The following is a 21,538-nucleotide window of genomic DNA, read 5'->3' on the forward strand; positions in this document are numbered from 1 at the left end:
TTATCATGCCGCCTCGCCGCTATAACCCTGACTACCGACGTGACGCGCTGTTGGAACGCATAAATCTCGATATCCCTGCCGCTGTCGCTCAGGCGCTGCGTGAAGATTTAGGCGGAGAAGTTGATGCCAATAACGATATCACCGCACAGCTTTTACCCGAAGACATGCGCTCCCACGCTACCGTAATTACCCGCGAAGATGGCGTTTTTTGTGGGAAACGTTGGGTGGAAGAGGTCTTTATTCAACTGGCTGGCGATGATGTAAACATCACCTGGCATGTCGAAGATGGCGACAGCATTAAGGCTAATCAGCCACTGTTTGAACTGGACGGCCCTTCCCGCGTGTTACTGACCGGTGAACGTACCGCGCTTAATTTTGTGCAGACGCTTTCAGGTGTAGCAAGCGAGGTGCGTAAATACGTCGACCTGTTAGCTGGGACCAAGACCCAACTGCTGGATACGCGTAAAACCCTGCCAGGACTGCGTACCGCGCTAAAATACGCCGTATTGTGCGGCGGCGGCGCGAATCATCGTTTGGGGCTGTCCGACGCTTTCCTGATTAAAGAAAACCACATTATTGCTTCCGGCTCGGTACGTCAGGCCGTAGAAAAAGCATTCTGGTTGCACCCGGATGTGCCGGTTGAAGTCGAAGTAGAAAGCCTGGATGAGCTGGACGACGCGCTGAAAGCCGGGGCCGACATCATCATGCTCGATAACTTCGAAACCGACCAAATGCGCGAAGCGGTAAAACGCACCAATGGCCAGGCGCGTCTGGAAGTCTCGGGCAATGTCACCCATGAAACGCTGCGCGAATTTGCCGAAACCGGCGTGGATTTCATCTCTGTTGGCGCGCTGACCAAACATGTTCGCGCTCTCGATCTCTCCATGCGTTTTCGCTAATTGCTGATTGTATTGCCCGATGATGCTTCGCGTATCGGGCCTCCTACACAGGTTTATTCTGTAAGCCGGATACGGCATTTACGCCGCCATCCGGCAGTTTCTGCGAGCCTCTTAGCAAATACATTGTCTGATTCTGTAATTTCGTAAAAGTCCTCGGAATCCGCCTTCCCATTCTGTTTTTTGTCTCTCGCCGTCCTCCCGTCGTTTTGCCAAAGTAGCGCCAGCAAACTCAAGGAGTGAACAATGAACAAGCAACGAGGCTTTACGCTTATCGAACTCATGGTGGTGATTGGCATTATTGCCATTCTTAGCGCCATCGGTATTCCGGCATATCAAAACTATCTGCGCAAAGCCGCGCTGACAGACATGCTGCAAACCTTTGTCCCCTATCGCACAGCGGTTGAGCTCTGTGCACTGGAGCATGGAGGAACAGATACCTGCGATGCCGGAACGAATGGTATTCCCACTCCAACAACTACCCGTTACGTCTCAGCCATGAGCATTGAAAAAGGCGTTGTCAGCCTTAGTGGGCAGGAAAGCCTGAACGGGTTAAGCATCACCATGACGCCGGCTTGGGACAATGCCAACGGCATTACCGGCTGGAACCGTAACTGCATCATCCAGAACGACAGCGCATTGCAGCAGGCCTGTGAAGATGTTTTCCGCTTCGATACCCACTAAGGAACAGAGATGAATACCACCCAGCTTACAGCGCTATGCCAACGTTATCAGGGAATATTACTGGATGCAGACAATGAAGTGGTACATATCGCCGTCGTAGACGCCCCATCACACGAACTGCTGGATGCACTGCATTTTGCCACCACCCGGCGCATCGACATTGTCTGCTGGACACGTCAGCAAATGGAAGGCCACACGCATACACCGCAGAAAATGCTCCCGGCAGTAGTCACAAAAAGCAGCGCCAGCGCAGCAGACTTGCTGAATCAGACGTTTCATTCCGCTCTGGAGAAACGGGCTTCTGATATTCATTTTGAGCCAGCGGAAAATCACTATCGGATCAGATTACGTGTGGATGGAGTACTCCACGCGTTACCGGAAATCACGACCGAGATGGGCATTGCCATCACCGCGAGGTTAAAAGTATTAGGCAGTCTGGATATTGCCGAGCATCGGCTTCCACAAGACGGGCAATTTACCGTTGAGATTTCAGGAGAACCTATCTCGTTTCGCATCGCCACCCTGCCCTGTCGCTACGGCGAAAAAGTCGTGTTGCGGCTACTTCATCAAGTCGAGCAGTCACTGGAGATCGCCGCACTGGGAATGCAAGACGCGCAGCTGGCCGCATTTTCGCAAGCCTTGCAGCAGCCTCAGGGGCTGATTCTGGTTACCGGGCCTACCGGAAGCGGTAAAACGGTCTCACTGTACAGTGCGCTGCAAACCCGAAACACGCCAGATGTTAATCTCTGTAGCGTGGAAGATCCGGTAGAGATCCCGATCGCAGGCATCAACCAGACGCAAATTCACCCACGCGCCGGTTTGACTTTTCAGGGAGTCTTACGTGCTCTGTTGCGTCAGGATCCCGACATTATCATGGTGGGTGAAATCCGCGATGGAGAAACAGCAGAAATAGCCCTTAAAGCCGCACAAACCGGTCATCTGGTTCTTTCTACGCTGCATACCAATTCCACCAGTGAAACGCTGGTGCGTCTGCAACAAATGGGGGTCGCACGCTGGATGATCGCCTCCGCGCTGACGCTCGTCATTGCACAGCGATTGGTCAGAAAGTTGTGCCCCCATTGCCGACAACGTCAGAGTACGCCTATCACACTCCCGAAAGCTGTCTGGCCTACACCACTACCGAATTGGCAGGCCCCTGGCTGCAAACATTGTTATCACGGATTTTATGGCCGTACGGCATTGTTTGAAGTACTCCCTGTTACTCCGGCATTACGTCAGAGTATTGCCAGTGGCGCCCCCGTAGACGGAGTGGAACCTGATGCTCAGCTATCAGGGAGAACGCTTTTCGAGAATGGCTGTCAGGCCGTCGAGCAAGGATTAACGACATTTGAAGAGCTGATTCGTGTACTGGGCATGCCTCATGTCCACTAAACAGCTTTGGCGCTGGCAAGGCATTAACAACAAAGGTACATCGCAGGAAGGAATGCTATGGGCCGATACCCGACCGTCATTAATGCTGGCTCTTGAGAAACAACAGATTACGCCGCTACGCATTAAACGTATGCGTGTCAAAACCTCGCACTGGAGCCGTACAAGAAGTGCCGAAACCATACACCAGTTGGCGACATTGCTAAAAGCAGGGTTAACGCTCTCAACAGGGCTAGCTCTGCTTGCTGAACAGCATCCCAGCAGTCAATGGCAGGCGCTACTGCGTACGCTGGCTTACGATATGGAACAGGGCATTACCCTCTCCACCTCGCTATCACAATGGCAACACGTTTTTCCGCCCCTTTACCAGGCAATGATCCGCACCGGAGAGCTTACGGGTAAGCTGGATGACTGCTGTTTTGAACTCGCCTACCAGCAAAAGAAACAACAGCAACTTGCTGATAAAGTTAAAAAAGCCCTGCGCTATCCGATTATCATCATCACAATGGCGGTGTTGGTCGTATTTGCGATGTTGCAGTTTGTACTCCCTGAGTTTGCCGCCATCTACCAGACATTCAACACCCCGCTACCGGCCCTCACTCAGTGGATTATTACCATCGCACACTATAGCAGCCAATGGGGATGGCTGGCGGTAGCACTTGGCCTGGTAGCGGTTGTGGCACATCATTTGATAAATCAGAAACCGTACTGGCTCGTTCTGCGCCAGAAATTGCTGCTCAGCCTCCCGGTCATAGGGCCGATGGTGAGAGGGCAAAAGCTCACGCAGATCTTCACCGTTCTGGCGTTAACGCAAAATGCGGGCATTCCCTTTTTGCAGGGTCTTGAGAGCGTTACCGAAACGCTGGCTAACCCTTTCTGGTCGCAACGTTTAGCGCTGGTTCAGCACAACATTAGCGCCGGAAAGCCGGTCTGGTTAGCGCTTAAAAATAGCGGTGAATTCAGCCCATTGTGCATACAGCTGGTCCGAACAGGTGAAGCTTCCGGCTCGCTGGATGCAATGCTGCGCAATCTCGCGCATCACCATGGCGAGAAAACCCTGGCTCAAGCTGAGAATTTGGCTGCATTACTTGAGCCTGCGTTGCTGGTCATTACGGGGCTTATCATCGGTACGCTGGTTGTCGCGATGTATTTACCGATTTTCCATTTGGGAGATGCGATGAGCGGAGTGGGTTAAATTCAAATGCCAGATGGCGACGTAACGCCATCCGGCATTTCACAGAACGACCTGTTTTACAGGCTATTGAATACGCGGTTCTCTTGTTCCTGTACACGAATAAACGTTGTACGTTTGGTCAGCTCTTTCAGACGGGATGCGCCTACATAGGTGCAAGCAGAACGCAAACCGCCGAGAATATCGCGAGCGGTATTATCAACCGGGCCGCGCAGAGGCAGCTTAACGGTTTTACCTTCAGCGGCACGATACTGAGCAACACCACCAACATGGCGGGTCATAGCAGATTCTGAGCTCATACCGTAGAACAGCATGAATTTCTCACCGTTTTCTTCAACAATTTTGCCGCCGCTTTCTTCGTGACCGGCCAACATACCGCCGAGCATAACGAAGTCTGCGCCGCCGCCAAACGCTTTTGCAACGTCACCCGGCATTGTGCAGCCGCCGTCGCTGACAATCATGCCGCCCAGACCGTGGGCTGCATCCGCACATTCAATAACCGCAGAAAGCTGTGGATAGCCAACGCCGGTTTTTACACGCGTGGTGCATACAGAACCCGGGCCAATACCTACTTTGACAATATCAGCACCGGAGAGCACCAGCTCTTCACACATTTCACCGGTGACCACATTGCCCGCACAAATTGTTTTTGTCGGCCATGCTTCACGCGCTTTCGACACAAACTGAACAAAATGCTCTGAGTAGCCATTTGCCACATCAATGCAGATAAAATTCAGCGCTGGGTTGAGCGCCAGAATCTGTTTGGTTTTTTCGAAGTCTGCGTCAGACGTGCCGGTTGAAACCATTACGTGTTTGAGTACATCGGCAGAAGTCTCTGCAATGAAGGCGGCCCAGTCTTCAACAGAATAGTGTTTGTGCACAGCGGTCAGGATGTCGAAGGATGCCAGCGCCGTTGCCATGGCAAACGTCCCGACAGTGTCCATGTTCGCGGCAATAATAGGTACGCCTGACCAGGTCTGACCTGAATGCTTAAAGGTAAATTGACGTTCCAGCTCAACATCGGAACGGCTTTTGAGAGTAGAACGCTTAGGGCGGATAAGAACGTCTTTGAAACCTAACTTCAGATCTTCTTCGATACGCATGTGCGGATTCCTGGGGTTAATGGCGAAAAATCGAAACTCACAACTCCAGTGACGCTATCATACGCACTAATCAATGCCGCGCAAGACTGCGAAATTCTCTTTTTTTACGCTACAATCCCATAAATTTACCTGGCGAATAGTAGGTTAATCCTGCAGCAGCCTCGCCTTCGCACGCTTAACTTTTAACTGTTTGATAATCAAACTTAAACTCCAGGATCGGCATCTATGAGGTATACGGTAGCCTTAACCGGCGGCATTGGCAGTGGTAAAAGCACCGTTGCAAATGCGTTCGCTGACCTCGGAATAAACATCATTGATGCAGATATTATTGCGCGCCAGGTGGTTGAACCCGGCACACTTGCTCTTAAGGCGATCGAAGAACATTTTGGTTCCGAGGTTATCGCCGCAGACGGATCGTTGCAGCGGCGCATTTTACGCGAACGCATTTTTTCCGCCCCAGAGGAGAAAAGCTGGCTGAATGCCCTGCTCCATCCGCTTATTCAGCAGGAAACGCAGCGCCAGTTTCAGCAAGCGACCTCACCTTACCTGTTATGGGTTGTCCCTTTGCTGGTGGAAAATTCGCTGTATAAAAAAGCCGACCGCGTACTCGTGGTGGATGTCACGCCCGAAACCCAGCTCAGACGCACCATGCAGCGTGATGACGTCACACGTGAGCATGTTGAACAAATTCTTGCTGCCCAGGCAACGCGTGAAGCGCGGCTGGCCGTGGCAGACGATGTTATTGATAATAATGGCGCACCGGAAGCCATCGCCTCGGATGTCGCCCGCCTGCACGCGCTCTATTTGCAATGCGCGTCGCAGTTTGTCTCACAGGAAAAACCGTAATGCACACCCAGGTCCTTTTTGAACACCCTCTCAATGAGAAGATGCGTACATGGCTGCGCATTGAATTTTTAATCCAACAGCTCTCCGTTAATTTACCCATTGCTGACCATGCCGGCGCTCTGCATTTTTTCCGCAATATCGGAGATTTACTGGATGTATTTGAACGCGGCGAAGTCCGTACCGAACTCCTCAAAGAACTGGAGCGACAGCAGCGTAAACTCCAGGCCTGGGTCGAAGTTCCCGGCGTCGATCAAAGCAGAATCGACTCTTTGCGCCAGCAGTTAAAAAGTGCAGGCAGCATTCTGATTTCTGCCCCGCGTATTGGACAGACGCTGCGCGAAGATCGTCTGATTGGTCTCGTACGTCAGCGTTTAAGTATTCCTGGCGGGTGCTGCAGTTTCGATCTGCCGACTCTGCATATCTGGCTACACCTTGCGCAATCGTATCGTGACGCGCAGGTTGAAACCTGGCTTGCCAGCCTGAATCCGCTCAATCAAGCGCTGTCGCTGGTGCTGGATTTAATTCGCAACTCAGCGCCGTTTCGTAAGCAAACCAGCCTGAATGGTTTTTATCAGGACAACGGCGAAGATGCAGATCTGCTGCGCTTGCAGCTGCCGCTTGATTCGCAGCTTTATCCGCAAATTTCTGGTCATAAGAGCCGTTTTGCCATCCGCTTTATGCCGCTGGATAGCGAAAATGGTCAGGTGCCTGAGCGCCTCGATTTTGAACTGGCGTGCTGTTAAGGAGTCAACATGTCTGAACAAACCATCGTCAACTGCCCAACCTGCGGCAAGCCTGTAGTATGGGCTGAAGTCAGTCCGTTTCGCCCATTCTGCAGCAAGCGCTGCCAGTTAATCGATCTGGGAGAGTGGGCTGCAGAAGAGAAACGCATCCCAAGCTCAGGCGATCTGTCGGAAAGCGACGACTGGAGTGAGGAGCAGAAGTAATTCTGCTAATACGTAGGGCGGGCAAGCGTAGCACCCCCGCCATAATTTGCCGGATGGCGGTGTTGCCTTATCCGGCCTACGAACACCATTATCCAGTAATCAGCTTTTCAATGACCGGTGCATTCGCCGGCGGGAAATCTTCCGCATTCAGAGCATATTGCGCTATCCACTGCGCCGGTTGCCCCTCTTTTCCCCACGGCTCGCCTTCCCAGCTTTCAACCAGCCAGAACCACAGAGTGATATGCCTGTCCGGAAACTGATACTCCAACTTTTCGAACAATGAACTTTGAGTCGGCGTGATCCCTACTTCTTCCTGTAGCTCGCGAATCAGCGCCTGCTCCGGCGTTTCGCCCGCTTCAATTTTCCCGCCGGGGAACTCCAGCTTATTGGCCATGTGGGCATCAGCCGCACGCTGGGTGATAAAAATTTCATTGTGCTGATTACGAATAATCCCGACGGCGATCTGCAATATTTTCATTTTCATCGTCCATAAAAAAGGCGCAGAAGTCTGCGCCTTTTCAATAAGTTATTTTCTTAGCTCAGACGGCCATGACACTGTTTGTATTTCTTGCCGGAACCGCAAGGACACGGATCGTTACGACCCACTTTACGATCGCCGGTTTGTGCCGCCAGCTCTTCTGCCGCAGCAGAATCATCACCTTTATGGCTCAACTGCTGCATCTGCGCTAAACGCTCAGCTTCTTCGCGACGCTGCTGCTCCATCGCTTCTACTTCTTCAGGCATACGCACCTGAACTTTGCTCAGAGTGCTGATCACTTCGTACTTCAGTGATTCCAGCATTGATGCAAACATAGAGAAGGATTCACGCTTGTATTCCTGCTTCGGATCTTTTTGCGCGTAACCACGCAGGTGGATACCCTGACGCAGGTAATCCATCGCAGCCAGGTGCTCTTTCCACAAAGAGTCGAGCGTTTGCAGCATCACGCCTTTTTCGAAGTGACGCATCATCTCCGCGCCCACAACTTCTTCTTTGCGCTGATAAACTTCTACTGCGTTTGCCAGAATACGTTCGCGCAGCGTTTCTTCGTGCAGCTCAGGTTCTTTATCCAGCCACTCTGAAATCGGCATATCCAGATCGAAGTCGTTTTTCAGACGTTCCTGCAGACCCGGAATATCCCACATTTCTTCCAGAGACTGCGGCGGAATATAGGCATCAATCGTCGCTTTGAATACGTCTTCGCGAATGCTGTTAATGGTTTCGCTAACGTCAGTTACGTCCAGCAGTTCGTTACGCTGGGTGTAGATAGCACGACGCTGGTCGTTGGCAACATCATCATATTCCAGCAACTGCTTACGAATATCGAAGTTGCGGCTTTCCACTTTACGCTGCGCGTTAGCAATTGCTTTGGTCACCCATGGGTGTTCAATGGCTTCACCAGGCTTCATACCCAGTTTACGCATCATGCCGGACACGCGGTCAGAGGCAAAAATACGCATCAGCGCATCTTCCATCGACAAATAGAAACGAGAAGAACCCGCATCCCCCTGACGACCAGAACGACCACGCAGCTGGTTATCGATACGACGAGATTCGTGACGCTCAGTACCGATAATATGCAAACCACCAGCAGCTAATACCGCGTCATGGCGAACCTGCCACTCGGCTTTGATCTGCGCGATTTGTTCCGGAGTTGGGTTTTCCAGCTCGGCAACTTCCGCCTGCCAGCTACCACCCAGCACGATATCGGTACCACGACCCGCCATGTTAGTAGCGATTGTCACGGCAGACGGGTAACCCGCCTGTGCGACGATATCCGCTTCGCTGGCATGGAACTTGGCGTTGAGGACGTTATGTTTGATGCCTGCCTTGGTCAGCTCGTTAGAGACCACTTCAGATTTTTCAATGGAGATAGTACCCACCAGCACCGGCTGGCCATTTGCGGTACGCTCTTTAATATCTTCAATGATCGCCTGAATTTTTTCCGCTTCGGTCATGTACACCAGATCCGGTAAATCCTTACGGATCATCGGACGGTTAGTTGGTACAACTACAGTATCCAGCTTGTAGATGGAGCTAAATTCAAAGGCTTCGGTATCTGCTGTACCGGTCATACCGGCCAGTTTTTCGTACAAACGGAAGTAGTTCTGGAAGGTAATAGATGCCAGCGTCTGGTTCTCGTTCTGGATCTCTACGCCTTCTTTAGCTTCAACAGCCTGGTGCAGACCATCAGACCAGCGACGCCCCTGCATGGTACGGCCGGTGTGTTCATCAACGATGATAACTTCGCCGTCTTTCACGATGTAGTCAACATCGCGGGTAAACAGCACGTGCGCACGCAGTGCGGCAGTCACGTGGTGCATCAGCATAATGTTGCCTGGAGAGTACAGAGACTCGCCCTCATCCATAATGCCTTCGTTAACCAACAACTCTTCAATCAGTACCAGACCACGTTCGGTCAGGTTAACCAGGCGCGCTTTCTCATCAACAGAGAAGTGGCCTTCCCCCTGGAACGTGTCGGAATCTTCCTTCTCCTGACGGATCAGGTGTGGGATGATTTTGTTCACTTTTTTATACATTTCCGAGCTGTCTTCAGCCGGGCCGGAAATGATCAGCGGCGTACGCGCTTCATCGATCAGGATGGAGTCAACTTCATCGACCAGCGCATAGTGCAGTTTACGTTGAACACGCTCTTCCGGACTAAACGCCATGTTGTCGCGCAGGTAGTCAAAGCCGTATTCGTTGTTGGTACCGTAAGTAATATCGGCGTTGTAGGCTTCACGCTTGGCTGGCGCTGGCAGGCCAGACATGTTGATACCAACGGTCATGCCGAGGAATTCAAACAGCGGGCGGTTATTTTCGGCATCACGCTGAGCCAGGTAGTCGTTCACGGTAACCACGTGTACGCCCTTCCCGCTTAATGCGTTCAGGTAGGCTGGCAGCGTCGCGGTCAGGGTTTTACCTTCACCAGTACGCATTTCCGCGATGCAGCGATCGTTAAGCACCATACCGCCCAGCAGCTGAACGTCGAAGTGGCGCATACCGAACACGCGTTTACTCGCTTCACGCACCACTGCGAACGCTTCCGGGATCAGGCTCTCAACGCTGGCACCTTTTTCCAGACGGGCGCGGAATTCAGCGGTCTTCGCTTTCAGTTCATCATCGGAGAGTTTTTCCATCTCCGGTTCCATTGCGTTGATGACATTGACCACTTTACGCATACGACGCAGCGTACGCTCGTTACGGCTACCGAATACTTTGGTTAATAATTTGATTAGCATAATAAAATCTCAAACGCCCCGCGATGCGGAGTCAAAAATTATAAGTTGGAAGGTTCTTTTTTAGCTGAGGCGTTGAGGACCAGCGCGGATACCCTGCAGCTGGCTGATCCAGACCGGAACGCTAAATGCGGCCTGAGAAGTAAAGTGGGCGTATGTCACGCGACTTACTGTCGCGGGCGGAGTGCCTTCTTGCGTCAGCATCGCGCTGAGCGTATTCAGTAACGCAAGATGGTGTGCCTGGATTGGCAACGGCTCTTCGGCAACAGGCAACGCCTGAGGCGCCATGGCAAAAGAAAGATGGCGGATAACCGTACGAATGGCATGTTGATGCCAGTAATCGACGGTAAAATTTGGGCGGCGATTAGTCGCTTCCAGCAAAGCAAGCTGGCTAAAGTTAACTTTAGCGGATTGATCGTGATTGCTGGCGGTCGCCTTCGCGGGGGTATTGGGTTCAGCAGCATTACCGAGCGCGGGCAGGCCAAAACTCGCCGCGACCATCCCCAACAGGAGATGCGGCCAGAAGTACCGTCTGCCTAACTGTCGCCAACGCGTCAGTATTCCACTCACGTTTTTGCCACCTGATATACCCTGCGTTTGGGGTTACGAATGCAAAACATTTTTTTTGCGCACGAATCTTATCATTAAAGCGTACGCTCCACAGCAGTAATGACAACCGGCCATGGGTAAATATGCTCAAGAAAGCAGCGATCGCACACTATTTTAACCTAGTGGCAGGGAAATATTTGCGTTGGAAAAGGCTGCGTTAATGAGTACATAAAAAAACGACTGGCTCACCTGGCCGGAGAGAGTGCCAGATTTACCAGTCGAATTTATACGACAGCGTATGTCGTTATGCCAGTACGGTCGAAGGTGCTTTGAACGCCAGAGGCAGTTCTGCATCGTCCTGGAAGGTCACATATTCCCAGGCTTCCTGTTTTGCCAGGACCGCCTGCAACAGTTTGTTATTCAATGCATGACCGGATTTATACGCGGTGAATGCACCAATAATGTTGTGACCACACATGAACAAGTCACCAATCGCGTCGAGCATTTTGTGACGAACGAATTCGTCTTCAAAACGCAGACCGTCTTCGTTCAATACGCGATAATCGTCAACAACGATGGCACAATCGAAGCTGCCGCCCAAGGCCAGGCCACGGGACTGCAGATATTCGATATCACGCATGAAGCCGAAAGTACGCGCACGGCTGATCTGACGCATGAACGCATCTGCAGAGAAGTTCATCGCGTAGCGCTGCGTGCTGGCATCAATCGCTGGATGGTTAAAGTCGATGGTAAAATCCAACGAGAAACCATTAAACGGTTTGAATTCAGCCCACTTATCACCATCTTCGACACGAACGGTCTCTTTGATGCGAACAAATTTCTTAGCGCTGTTCAGTTCTTCAATACCCGCATCGAGCAGCAGATATACGAATGGAGCAGCACTACCATCCATGATCGGGATTTCCGGGGCGTTAACTTCAATAACAATGTTATCGATACCTAAGCCCGCCAGAGCAGCATTCAGGTGCTCTACGGTTGAAATCCGCACATCATGCTCATTGACCAGACACGTACAGAGCATGGTATCACGCACAGATTTGGCATCGGCCGGGAAATCTACCGGAGGATTCAAGTCGGTGCGACGATAGATGACCCCGGTGTTGGCCGGCGCAGGGCGTAGCGTCAGCGTGACTTTTTTGCCGGTATGTAAACCGACGCCAGTCGCCTGAACGATACGTTTAAGTGTCCTTTGTTTGATCATCGTATAATCTCGCCAAATTAACTATCCAACCGAAGTGTACTATACATTCGGCGGGCCAGTTTAGCACAAAGAGCGCAGATTCCCAAATTCCAGCTAATTCTTAATCAGCTTGCTTACGCAGGAATGCAGGGATATCCAGATAATCCGGCTCTTTAGTGGTTTGCGGCGTATTGTCGTTAACCACTTTCGCTACCGGCTTCTGTTCTTGCGTCAACGGCGCCATGCCGTGTTGCTGGTAACGATCCATTACCGGCTGCTGTACCTGCTTGTTGGTTACCAGAGTGATTTCAGGACGCTTGTCCATACCAATTCCAGTCGCAACAACGGTCACACGCAGTTCGTCGTTCATATCCGGGTCCAGAGAGGTACCGATTACCACGGTCGCGTTATCCGATGCAAAGGCACGGATGGTGTTACCCACGGTTTCGAACTCATCCAGACGCAGGTCGAAGCCCGCAGTAATGTTGACCAGCACACCGCGTGCGCCGGACAGATCGATGTCTTCCAGCAGCGGAGAAGAGATAGCCATTTCAGCCGCTTCTTCTGCACGGTCTTCACCGCTCGCCACGCCAGAACCCATCATCGCGTAGCCCATTTCGGACATCACGGTGCGCACGTCTGCAAAGTCGACGTTCATCAGGCCCGGACGAGTAATCAGTTCAGCGATACCCTGAACCGCGCCTTTCAGCACGTCGTTCGCTGCGCCAAACGCATCCAGCAGGGAAATACCGCGACCCAGTACTTTCAGCAGTTTGTCATTCGGAATAGTAATTAGAGAGTCCACATGTTTGGACAGCTCGGTGATACCCTGCTCCGCGAATGCCATACGCTTCTTGCCTTCAAAGTTGAAAGGCTTAGTCACGACAGCAACGGTCAGAATACCTAAATCTTTTGCTACTTCAGCAACCACTGGCGCTGCACCGGTACCGGTACCGCCGCCCATGCCTGCTGCGATAAACACCATGTCTGCCCCGTCAAGCGCTGCACGCAGAGCTTCACGATCTTCGTCTGCCGCATTACGGCCGACTTCCGGGTTCGCACCCGCGCCCAGACCTTTGGTGATGCCGCTACCAATCTGAATGGTCTGTCCAACCGCCGTTTTACGCAACGCCTGAGCGTCGGTATTCACTGCGAAGAATTCAACACCTTCGATGCGCTCGCGCACCATGTGTTCAACGGCATTACCGCCACCGCCGCCGACGCCGATGACTTTAATCACCGCGTCATTGGTAAGTTCCATAGGTTCAAACATAGTTTCTCTCTCCGTTGTGCCTGTCGCCTGAGACCGTTAATGTGCGTTGGTCTCTTTAAAAATTAAAACTCTTTTCGCAGCCAGCTATTGAGTCGTTTGATCCACGAGCCAACTGATGCCGTTACGCGTTTTTCTACTTCAGCCTCACCACTCAAATGGGATTCTTTTCCGTAGTGAAGCAGCCCCACTGCCGTTGAATAATACGGCTCCTGAGCATAATCCGTCAGACCAGTGATATTCAGCGGCGCGCCAATACGTACTTGCGTATGGAACACGCGCTGTGCGCAGGCCGCAAGACCTTCAATTTGCGCAGCACCACCGGTTAACACAATCCCCGCCGCCAGATGATGTTTCACACCCTGCTGGCGAAGCTGTTCTTGTAATTGCAAAATTTCTTCGTTGACCAGGTTGAGCAGCTCGGTATAACGCGGCTCAATGACTTCTGCCAGGGTCTGACGTTGCAGGCTACGCGGTGGACGACCACCTACGCTTGGCACTTCAACGCTTTCGTCTTTACCCACGATGGACCCCAGCGCACAGCCATGGCGCACTTTAATGGCTTCAGCATCGCTCGGCGGCGTACCAAAGGCATACGCGATATCACTGGTCACTACATTCCCTGCATAAGGGATAACTTTAGTGTGGCGCAACGCCCCGCCAGTATAAACGGCGATGTCCATTGTACCACCACCAATATCCACCACGCAGACACCCAGCTCACGTTCATCTTCCGTCAACACGGAATAACTGGCTGCCAACCCGGCAAAAATCAGTTGGTCAACTTTCAGACCACAACGTTCAACAGCTTTGACAATATTCTTCGCCATGTCGTTGTGGCAGGTAATAAGGTGGACTTTTGCCTGCATACGTACGCCGGAAAGACCTACCGGATTTTTAATGCCTTCCTGGTAGTCAATGGCGTATTCCTGCGGAATAACGTGCAGAACACGATGTTCATCGCGAACGCGTACGGATTTTGCCGTATGTACCACGTTTTCCACATCTTCCTGCGTCACTTCCTCTTCGGAAATGGGCACCATACCAATTTCATTTTGACAGCTAATATGTTTACCGGAAAGTGCCAGATACACCGAGGAAATCTGGCAATCTGCCATCAGTTCAGCCTGGTCAATGGCGCGCTGTACGCACTTCACCACTGACTCAAGGTCATTCACCCCGCCTTTATCCATACCTCGCGATGGGCAACTGCCCACGCCAATGATATTGACCATACCGTCGGGCAGAACTTCCCCTACTAAAGCGGCTACCTTCGCGGTGCCAATCTCCAGTCCAACTACCAGTTTTCTGTCCGTCGCCTTGATCATTGTTGTTCTGCCTGTGCCTGATTCTGTTGCTGATTAGATTCCTCAGGAGGCAAGGGAACCCAGCCTACTGCCGCTCCTGAGTCATAACGCAAATCAACGTAGCTAATCCGTTTGCCATCGGTTTGCGCCTGCTGCTGTAAAACCGGGTAGAGTTCCACAAAGCGAGCCAAACGTTTTATCGTATCGCCCCTGCCCAGATTGAGCTTAATATCGTTATTCAGCGTCAACTGCCAGGAACGACGAGCGGTCATCGCCGCTTCCTTCAGGGTGAATCTATCCTTAGCCAGCACCTGCCCCATTTCACGGAACCCTTGCAACACTTCACTTGCGCTGCCTTCCGGTCCATACAACATAGGTAATACCTGCTTATTGGCCCGACCGGTTGGGACGCTGAACGTATTGCCTTCGGCATCCACCATATGCTGGTCATTCCAACGCGCAATGGGCACATATTCAACCAGATGAATCTTCAATTCATCGGGCCATTGCTTTCTGACGCTCGCCTGTTTAATCCAGGGGAGACGTTCAATTTGACTCTGAATGATGTTCACATCCTGAGTCATAAAGGTTCCCGGAGCGCCCAGAGCCAGAATGGACTGACGAATATCGTCATTGCGCGTGTAATGCCGTTCGCCGGTTAACACCAGCTTTGACAATGGCAACCGCTGCGCATCTTCCATCCACCCCAACACTACCCAGCCGCTGACAAACACGGTGCACAGCACTGTCAGCAGGAACAGTATTCCTGCAAGACGCGTTCCATTATTGCGGCGTGAGGAGTTTACTTCTTCTTCATCACCGTTTCGCGTGTTCAGCGCAGCCTGCGACATATCAGTCCGCCAACTCCAGAATTCTTACCACCAACTGCGAGAAGCTCAGGCCAGCCTGACGTGCCGCCATCGGCACCAGGCTGTGGCTGGTCATACCCGGAGAGGTATTCGCTTCCAGCAGATAAAACTGGCCATCGCTGTCCAGCATGACGTCAATGCGACCCCAACCTTTACAGCCCAATGCGGTCCATGCTTTCAGGACTAATTCCTGCAAACGGGCCTCTTGTTCGGCTTCCAGACCTGCAGGGCAGAAATATTGTGTCTCATCAGAGAGATACTTCGCCTCATAATCATAGAAGGTTCCCGCGGGTTGGATACGTATTGACGGTAAAATTTCTTCACCAAGTATCGCAACTGTAAATTCCGGGCCACTGAGCCATTTTTCGATCAGTACTTCTTCATCATGCTGAAAAGCCAATGCTAATGCACCCTGCAAAGCATTTTCTTCTTCAACTTTTGACATACCTACGCTGGAGCCTTCACGGCTTGGCTTCACAATCAGCGGCAAACCTAACGCAGAAATTTTTGTAACCGATTCATTGCTAAGACCTTTTTCGAACTCAGAGCGGGTCAGTGCAACCCAGGGCGCGACGGGTAAACCTGCGCCCTGCCACAGCAGCTTGCTGCGCAGTTTGTCCATCGAAATTGCGGACGCCATGACGCCGCTGCCGGTATATGGCAGGCCAATTTGCTCCAGCATGCCCTGCAACGTGCCATCTTCCCCGCCACGACCGTGCAGCGCAATAAACACCTTCTGAAAACCCATAGATTTCAGAAGAGTGACATCAATCTCTTTAGGGTCAACCGGATGGGCATCGACGCCACCTTCACGTAACCCTGCCAGTACGGCCGCGCCGGAATTCAGCGAAACTTCACGCTCTGCGGAGGTTCCTCCTAACAGGACCGCGATTTTATCAGCCATGTTGTTCTTCCTCCGGGTTTTGCGGCTTCAGTTTGATTTCAGCTAAGGAACGCGCGATTTTGCCGATATTTCCAGCACCCTGCACCAAAATCAGATCGTTGCCGGTTAATACCGGCGCCAGCATATCTGCCACCTGAGCCGGATCGGATACCAGAATCGGGTCGATCTTACCGCGACCACGGATCGTACGGCACAGCGAGCGGCTGTCAGCCCCCGGAATCGCGGCTTCACCCGCGGCGTATACATCCAGCATCAACAGCGCATCGACCTGAGTCAGCACGTTGGCAAAGTCGTCATACAGATCGCGTGTACGCGTAAAGCGGTGCGGCTGGAACAGCATTACCAGATTTTTGTCCGGCCAGCCCGCGCGTGCAGCTTTAATCGTGGCATCCACTTCCGTTGGGTGATGGCCATAATCATCAACCAGCATCGCCGTCCCGGCTTTACCGTTTACCGGCTCAAGCGGAAATTCGCCGAGGAAGTCAAAACGGCGTCCGGTGCCCTGGAAACTTTCCAGCGCGCGCAGAATTGCGTCGTCTTCAATGCCTTCTTCTGTTGCAACTGCCACCGCCGCCGCCGCGTTCAGCGCATTGTGACGGCCCGGTGCGTTCAATGTCACACGTAAATCGGCCATCCCCTGACGCAGCAGCGTGAAGTGCCCTTGTGGACCAATCTGCTGGTAATCTTCAACGCACACATCAGCATCATCGCTGAAACCATAGGTTGTGGTTTGACGACCGACGCGCGGCAACAACTCGCGGATCACCGGATCGTCAACGCACATCACCGCACGACCATAAAACGGTAAGTTATGCAGGAAATTAATAAACGTCTGCTTTAAATTTTCGAAGTCGCCATGGTAGGTATCCATATGATCGGCTTCGATATTGGTAACAATCGCCACCATCGGCTGCAAATGTAGGAACGACGCATCGCTCTCATCTGCCTCCGCAATTAAATAACGGCTATGACCCAGACGCGCATGGACGCCTGCAGCCTTCACCAGACCGCCGTTGACAAACGTCGGATCCAGCCCCGCTTCCGCGTAGATACTGGAGACCATCGCTGTGGTCGTGGTTTTACCGTGCGTCCCGGCAATGGCGATACCGTGACGAAAACGCATTAATTCAGCCAACATTTCAGCACGACGGATCACCGGAATACGTGCTTCATGCGCCGCAACAATTTCCGGGTTATCCGCAGAAATGGCGCTGGATACCACCACCACGCTCGCATCACGCACGTTTTCCGGGCGATGGTTGAAGAAAATCGTGGCGCCCAGATTCGTCAACTGCTGAGTCACCGGATTCGGCGCCAGGTCAGAACCGCTGATCTGATAACCTTCGTTGGCCAAAACTTCGGCAATACCGCCCATACCAGCACCACCGATGCCGACAAAGTGAATGTGCCGAACGCGACGCATTTCGGGCACTATGGAACGCAGTTTTGCCAGTTGTTGTGTATTCATTCTTTAGCCATTAACTTCTTAGTTCATGCGATGCAAAAGGCATCACCACAATTACGCCCGGGCAGCCCGGCTCACTTCATTAGCAACACGCTCTGTGGCATCCGGTATGGATGCGGCGCGCGCACGTTCTGCCATGGTTAATAAGGTTTCTCGCGACCACCCGGAAAGGGTGTTAGCGACGGCATCCACAGTAAACTGCGGCTGCTCAAGAATTTTGGCGGCGCCCGCTTTCTCCAGCGGCAGCGCATTCCAGTACTGCTGTCGGTCTTTGTGCTGGAAAGGCACAAACAGCGCAGGCAAACCTGCGGCAGCAATTTCACTTACCGTCAGCGCACCTGAGCGACAAACTACGACATCCGCCCACGCGTAGGCGGCTGCCATATCATCAATAAACTCAGTGACCTTGTGCTGTGGTTGTCCCGCGTCAGCATATGCCTGTTCAACGGTTTGCTGCGCACCTTTGCCGCTCTGATGCCAAATAGTCACCGCGTCACCAAGCTCTGCGGCAACCTGCGGCATCGTCTGGTTCAATACGCGTGCACCCTGAGACCCCCCGACGACCAGCACGCGAACCGGGCCTCCACGCCCTGCCAGACGTACTTCGGGCGACGGCAGCGCCAGAACGTCGGTGCGTACCGGGTTACCCACCACTTCCGCATTCGGGAAAGCGCCAGGAAAAGCCTGCATCACCGTAGTGGCAATTTTCGCCAGCCACTTGTTGGTTAATCCCGCAATGCCATTCTGCTCATGCAGTACAACCGGAATGCCTAATGACCAGGCTGCCAGACCGCCAGGGCCTGACACGTAGCCGCCCATACCCAGCACCACATCAGGCTTAAACTGCTTCATGATGGCGCGCGCCTGACGCCAGGCATTAAAAATACGCACGGGGGCGGCAAGCAGAGCGTTGACACCTTTGCCACGCAAACCGGAGATGCGAATAAAGTCAATTTCAATGCCATGCTTCGGCACTAAGTCCGCTTCCATACGATCGGCGGTGCCCAGCCAACGAACTTGCCAGCCCTGAGCCATTAAATGATGCGCGACCGCCAGCCCCGGGAACACATGCCCGCCGGTACCGCCTGCCATCACCATTAACCGCTTCGGTTGACCACTCATCGTGCACCTCGTGTAAACGCCTGGGCTTTTTCCAGACGCGTTTCATAATCAATACGTAACAAAAACATGATGGCCGTCGACATAATCAACAAACTGGAACCACCATAACTGATCAGCGGTAACGTCAGACCTTTGGTTGGCAGCATACCAGCTGCCGCACCGACGTTTACCAGCGCCTGGAAGCTAAACCAAATCCCGATGGAGCAGGCTAAAAAGCCTGAAAAACGGTGGTCAATTTCCAGCGCTTTGCGGCCAATCGACATCGCGCGAAAAGCGACGAAGAATACCATTAAAAGTGCCAATACCACACCGATATAACCCAGCTCTTCCCCAATGATGGCGAAGATGAAGTCGGTGTGCGCTTCCGGTAAATACTCCAGTTTTTGCACCGAATTACCTAACCCCTGCCCCCAAATCTCACCGCGACCAAAAGCCATCAGCGATTGCGTTAACTGGTAGCCGCTGCCAAACGGATCTTCCCATGGGTTCCAGAAGGAGGTTACGCGGCGAATACGATACGGTTCGGCAAGGATCAGCAGCACTACCGCCGAAATCCCCATACCGATAATGGCAATGAACTGCCACAGTTTCGCCCCAGCGAGAAACAGCATCGCCAGCGTCGTGACAAACAGCACCACTACCGTACCAAGGTCAGGCTGCGCCAGCAGCAAGATTGCCAGCACCAGAATCACACCCATCGGTTTTAAGAAGCCGCGCAGGTTGTTACGCACTTCATCGACTTTACGCACCAGGTAGTTGGCGAGATAACAGAACAGCGACAGCTTGGTGAATTCCGCAGGCTGAATACGCAGTGGACCCAGCGCGATCCAGCGCGATGCCCCGTTAACGGAGCTCCCCACCACCAGAACGATCAACAACATGATGATCGAGGCGATCAGCATCGTCGTGCTGTACTTTTGCCAGAACTCCATCGGCAGACGTAACGTCACCATCGCCAGACAGAACGCGAGGAAAATATACAGCGCGTCACGTTTAGCGAACAGGAAGGGATCGCCTGCCAGGCGTTGCCCTACGGGCATCGATGCCGATGTCACCATCACAAAACCGATCGCTGCCAGACCAAAAGTCAGCCACAGCAGCATGCGGTCATACATGATCAGGCTGTCCGCGTCTTTATCACGCGAAGCCATCACCCAGCCTTTAAGTGCCGCGAAGATCCACGCCAGGACACCCAGTCCCGGTACGCGCGGCATTTTCAGACGAGGGAGAGAGAAGCGCATCAACCCAACTCCTTCGCCAAACGGGTAAAGACGTCACCACGTTGCTCAAAGTTCTTGAACTGGTCAAGGCTGGCACAGGCTGGCGACAGCAGCACCATATCACCCGACTTCACACGCGATGCGAGCAGACGCATTGCCTGCTCCATGGTTTCAGTGTGTTCCGCAACCTCAGGACGCAGAGCGGCAAGCTGTGCGCCATCGCGACCAAAGCAGTACAGACGAATGTTGTCGCCAGTCAGGTAACGTTGCAGCGGCATAAAGTCGGCGGACTTCCCGTCACCGCCGAGCAGCAGGTGCAGCGTACCCTCAACGTGCAGACCATTCAGTGCCGCTTCGGTGCTGCCGACGTTGGTGGCTTTTGAATCGTTGATCCAACGCACACCGTTATGATTCAGTACCAACTGGAAACGATGCGCCAGACCGGTAAAGGTAGTCAGCGCTTTCAGGCTGGACGCCCGCGGCAGACCCGCAGCATCCGCCAGCGCCAGCGCCGCCAGGGCGTTGGTATAGTTATGCTGGCCGGTAAGCGTCATCTCTTTCACGTTCAGGACTTTTTCACCCTTCACCCGCAACCAGGTTTCACCCTGCTGACGATTGAGATGATAGTCACCCATATTGATGCCAAAGCTCACGCAGCGCTCATCCGCCCCGCGAATCGGCATGGTCAGCGCATCATCAGCATTGACCACACACACTTTCGCATTCTCATAGACACGCAGTTTGGCCGCACGGTACTGCTGCAAGCCAAACGGATACCTGTCCATATGATCTTCGGTGACGTTCAAAATGGTGGCCGCGACAGCCCGTAAGCTGGAGGTTGTCTCCAGTTGGAAGCTGGACAGCTCCAGAACATACAGCTCACGTTCGTCATCCAGCAGCATCAGCGCCGGCAGACCGATATTACCGCCAACCCCCACGTTCACGCCGGCAGCTTTCGCCATCTCGCCGACCAGCGTAGTGACGGTACTTTTCCCGTTGGACCCGGTGATCGCGACGATCGGCGCCTGTGCTTCGCGGCAGAACAGCTCAATGTCGCCAACAATTTCAATCCCGGCATCAGCAGCAGCGCTCAACGAAGGGTGCGCCAGGGCAATACCAGGGCTGGCGACGATGAGATCGGCAGCCAGCAGCCAGTCATCATTCAGGCTACCAACATGACGCTCAACCGCTTCCGGTAATTTATCCAGACCAGGCGGCGTCGCACGGGTATCCATTACGCGCGGCGTCACGCCACGCGCCAGGAAGAAATCCACGCAGGACAGTCCGGTCAACCCCAGACCGATAATGACGACTTTTTTACCCTGGTAATCAGCCAT

Annotated in this window: 20 protein-coding genes; 7 read left to right on the forward strand and 13 right to left on the reverse strand. The window is 53.0% G+C overall.

The window, feature by feature from the left end; translation table 11 throughout:
* Window positions 1-5 precede the first annotated feature (5 nt).
* From nadC to hofC, 4 genes are all read left to right on the forward strand, one after another.
* Window positions 6-899, forward strand: coding sequence for a carboxylating nicotinate-nucleotide diphosphorylase (gene nadC, locus OGX66_RS17760; RefSeq protein ID WP_003837454.1), 894 nt, complete (start codon window positions 6-8; stop codon window positions 897-899).
* A gap of 243 nt (window positions 900-1,142) precedes the next feature.
* Window positions 1,143-1,580, forward strand: coding sequence for a prepilin peptidase-dependent pilin (gene ppdD, locus OGX66_RS17765; protein ID WP_003018724.1), 438 nt, complete (start codon window positions 1,143-1,145; stop codon window positions 1,578-1,580).
* A 9-nt stretch (window positions 1,581-1,589) separates the two neighbouring features.
* Window positions 1,590-2,972, forward strand: a complete 1,383-nt coding sequence (gene gspE / locus OGX66_RS17770; RefSeq protein ID WP_130715175.1) for a type II secretion system protein GspE — start codon at window positions 1,590-1,592, stop codon at window positions 2,970-2,972.
* A complete protein-coding gene (hofC, locus tag OGX66_RS17775) occupies window positions 2,962-4,164 on the forward strand; it encodes a protein transport protein HofC (protein WP_088902743.1) in 1,203 nt (400 codons plus the stop codon). Before gspE ends, hofC begins: the two co-directional genes overlap by 11 nt.
* A gap of 56 nt (window positions 4,165-4,220) precedes the next feature.
* Here the strand turns inward: hofC and OGX66_RS17780 are convergent, their stop codons facing one another.
* A complete protein-coding gene (locus OGX66_RS17780) occupies window positions 4,221-5,264 on the reverse strand; it encodes a GMP reductase (protein WP_003018732.1) in 1,044 nt (347 codons plus the stop codon).
* Window positions 5,265-5,489: 225 nt separating this feature from the next.
* Between OGX66_RS17780 and coaE the strand changes: the two genes are divergently transcribed.
* Genes coaE through yacG form a run of 3 tightly spaced genes read left to right on the forward strand, consistent with a single transcriptional unit; the run spans window position 5,490 to window position 7,057 of the window.
* Window positions 5,490-6,110 carry a dephospho-CoA kinase gene (gene coaE / locus OGX66_RS17785; protein ID WP_016149556.1) on the forward strand — a complete coding sequence of 207 codons (621 nt, stop codon included), beginning with the start codon at window positions 5,490-5,492 and terminating at the stop codon, window positions 6,108-6,110.
* Window positions 6,110-6,853 carry a cell division protein ZapD gene (gene zapD, locus OGX66_RS17790; RefSeq protein ID WP_003837445.1) on the forward strand — a complete coding sequence of 248 codons (744 nt, stop codon included), beginning with the start codon at window positions 6,110-6,112 and terminating at the stop codon, window positions 6,851-6,853. The genes coaE and zapD overlap by 1 nt, the downstream gene beginning before the upstream one ends.
* A 9-nt stretch (window positions 6,854-6,862) precedes the next feature.
* Window positions 6,863-7,057 (forward strand): DNA gyrase inhibitor YacG, encoded by a 195-nt coding sequence (gene yacG, locus OGX66_RS17795; protein WP_003018740.1) that lies wholly within the window; start codon window positions 6,863-6,865, stop codon window positions 7,055-7,057.
* A gap of 88 nt (window positions 7,058-7,145) precedes the next feature.
* On the opposite strand, the gene mutT is transcribed toward yacG, so the two are convergent.
* The 12 genes from mutT to murD form a co-directional block, all read right to left on the reverse strand.
* The gene (gene mutT / locus OGX66_RS17800; RefSeq protein ID WP_003837443.1) at window positions 7,146-7,535 is read right to left on the reverse strand and encodes an 8-oxo-dGTP diphosphatase MutT; all 390 of its coding nucleotides are present in this window, start codon (window positions 7,533-7,535) and stop codon (window positions 7,146-7,148) included.
* Between the two features lie 56 nt (window positions 7,536-7,591).
* Complete coding sequence (secA, locus tag OGX66_RS17805; protein WP_286512014.1) at window positions 7,592-10,297, reverse strand: preprotein translocase subunit SecA; 2,706 nt, start codon at window positions 10,295-10,297, stop codon at window positions 7,592-7,594.
* A 60-nt stretch (window positions 10,298-10,357) separates the two neighbouring features.
* Window positions 10,358-10,864 carry a secA translation cis-regulator SecM gene (gene secM / locus OGX66_RS17810; RefSeq protein ID WP_003018748.1) on the reverse strand — a complete coding sequence of 169 codons (507 nt, stop codon included), beginning with the start codon at window positions 10,862-10,864 and terminating at the stop codon, window positions 10,358-10,360.
* A gap of 283 nt (window positions 10,865-11,147) precedes the next feature.
* Window positions 11,148-12,065, reverse strand: a complete 918-nt coding sequence (lpxC, locus tag OGX66_RS17815; protein ID WP_003018750.1) for a UDP-3-O-acyl-N-acetylglucosamine deacetylase — start codon at window positions 12,063-12,065, stop codon at window positions 11,148-11,150.
* Between the two features lie 100 nt (window positions 12,066-12,165).
* Window positions 12,166-13,317, reverse strand: a complete 1,152-nt coding sequence (gene ftsZ, locus OGX66_RS17820) for a cell division protein FtsZ (RefSeq protein WP_003018753.1) — start codon at window positions 13,315-13,317, stop codon at window positions 12,166-12,168.
* A gap of 62 nt (window positions 13,318-13,379) precedes the next feature.
* Entirely contained in the window at window positions 13,380-14,642 is a 1,263-nt protein-coding gene (ftsA, locus tag OGX66_RS17825; protein ID WP_003018755.1) for a cell division protein FtsA, read from the reverse strand.
* Window positions 14,639-15,472 carry a cell division protein FtsQ gene (gene ftsQ, locus OGX66_RS17830; protein WP_003845741.1) on the reverse strand — a complete coding sequence of 278 codons (834 nt, stop codon included), beginning with the start codon at window positions 15,470-15,472 and terminating at the stop codon, window positions 14,639-14,641. Before ftsQ ends, ftsA begins: the two co-directional genes overlap by 4 nt.
* 1 nt (window position 15,473) lies before the next feature.
* On the reverse strand, window positions 15,474-16,394 hold the full coding sequence (locus tag OGX66_RS17835; RefSeq protein ID WP_003837439.1) for a D-alanine--D-alanine ligase: 921 nt from the start codon (window positions 16,392-16,394) through the stop codon (window positions 15,474-15,476).
* Window positions 16,387-17,862 carry a UDP-N-acetylmuramate--L-alanine ligase gene (gene murC, locus OGX66_RS17840; protein WP_270927765.1) on the reverse strand — a complete coding sequence of 492 codons (1,476 nt, stop codon included), beginning with the start codon at window positions 17,860-17,862 and terminating at the stop codon, window positions 16,387-16,389. The genes OGX66_RS17835 and murC overlap by 8 nt, the downstream gene beginning before the upstream one ends.
* A 51-nt stretch (window positions 17,863-17,913) precedes the next feature.
* The gene (gene murG, locus OGX66_RS17845) at window positions 17,914-18,981 is read right to left on the reverse strand and encodes an undecaprenyldiphospho-muramoylpentapeptide beta-N-acetylglucosaminyltransferase (protein ID WP_196614827.1); all 1,068 of its coding nucleotides are present in this window, start codon (window positions 18,979-18,981) and stop codon (window positions 17,914-17,916) included.
* Window positions 18,978-20,222 carry a cell division protein FtsW gene (ftsW, locus tag OGX66_RS17850; RefSeq protein ID WP_003018770.1) on the reverse strand — a complete coding sequence of 415 codons (1,245 nt, stop codon included), beginning with the start codon at window positions 20,220-20,222 and terminating at the stop codon, window positions 18,978-18,980. Before ftsW ends, murG begins: the two co-directional genes overlap by 4 nt.
* A complete protein-coding gene (gene murD, locus OGX66_RS17855; protein WP_270927761.1) occupies window positions 20,222-21,538 on the reverse strand; it encodes a UDP-N-acetylmuramoyl-L-alanine--D-glutamate ligase in 1,317 nt (438 codons plus the stop codon). The genes ftsW and murD overlap by 1 nt, the downstream gene beginning before the upstream one ends.

It is taken from the genome of Citrobacter sp. Cf072, from assembly GCF_030334485.1.
Classification (GTDB): Bacteria; Pseudomonadota; Gammaproteobacteria; order Enterobacterales; family Enterobacteriaceae; genus Citrobacter; species Citrobacter freundii.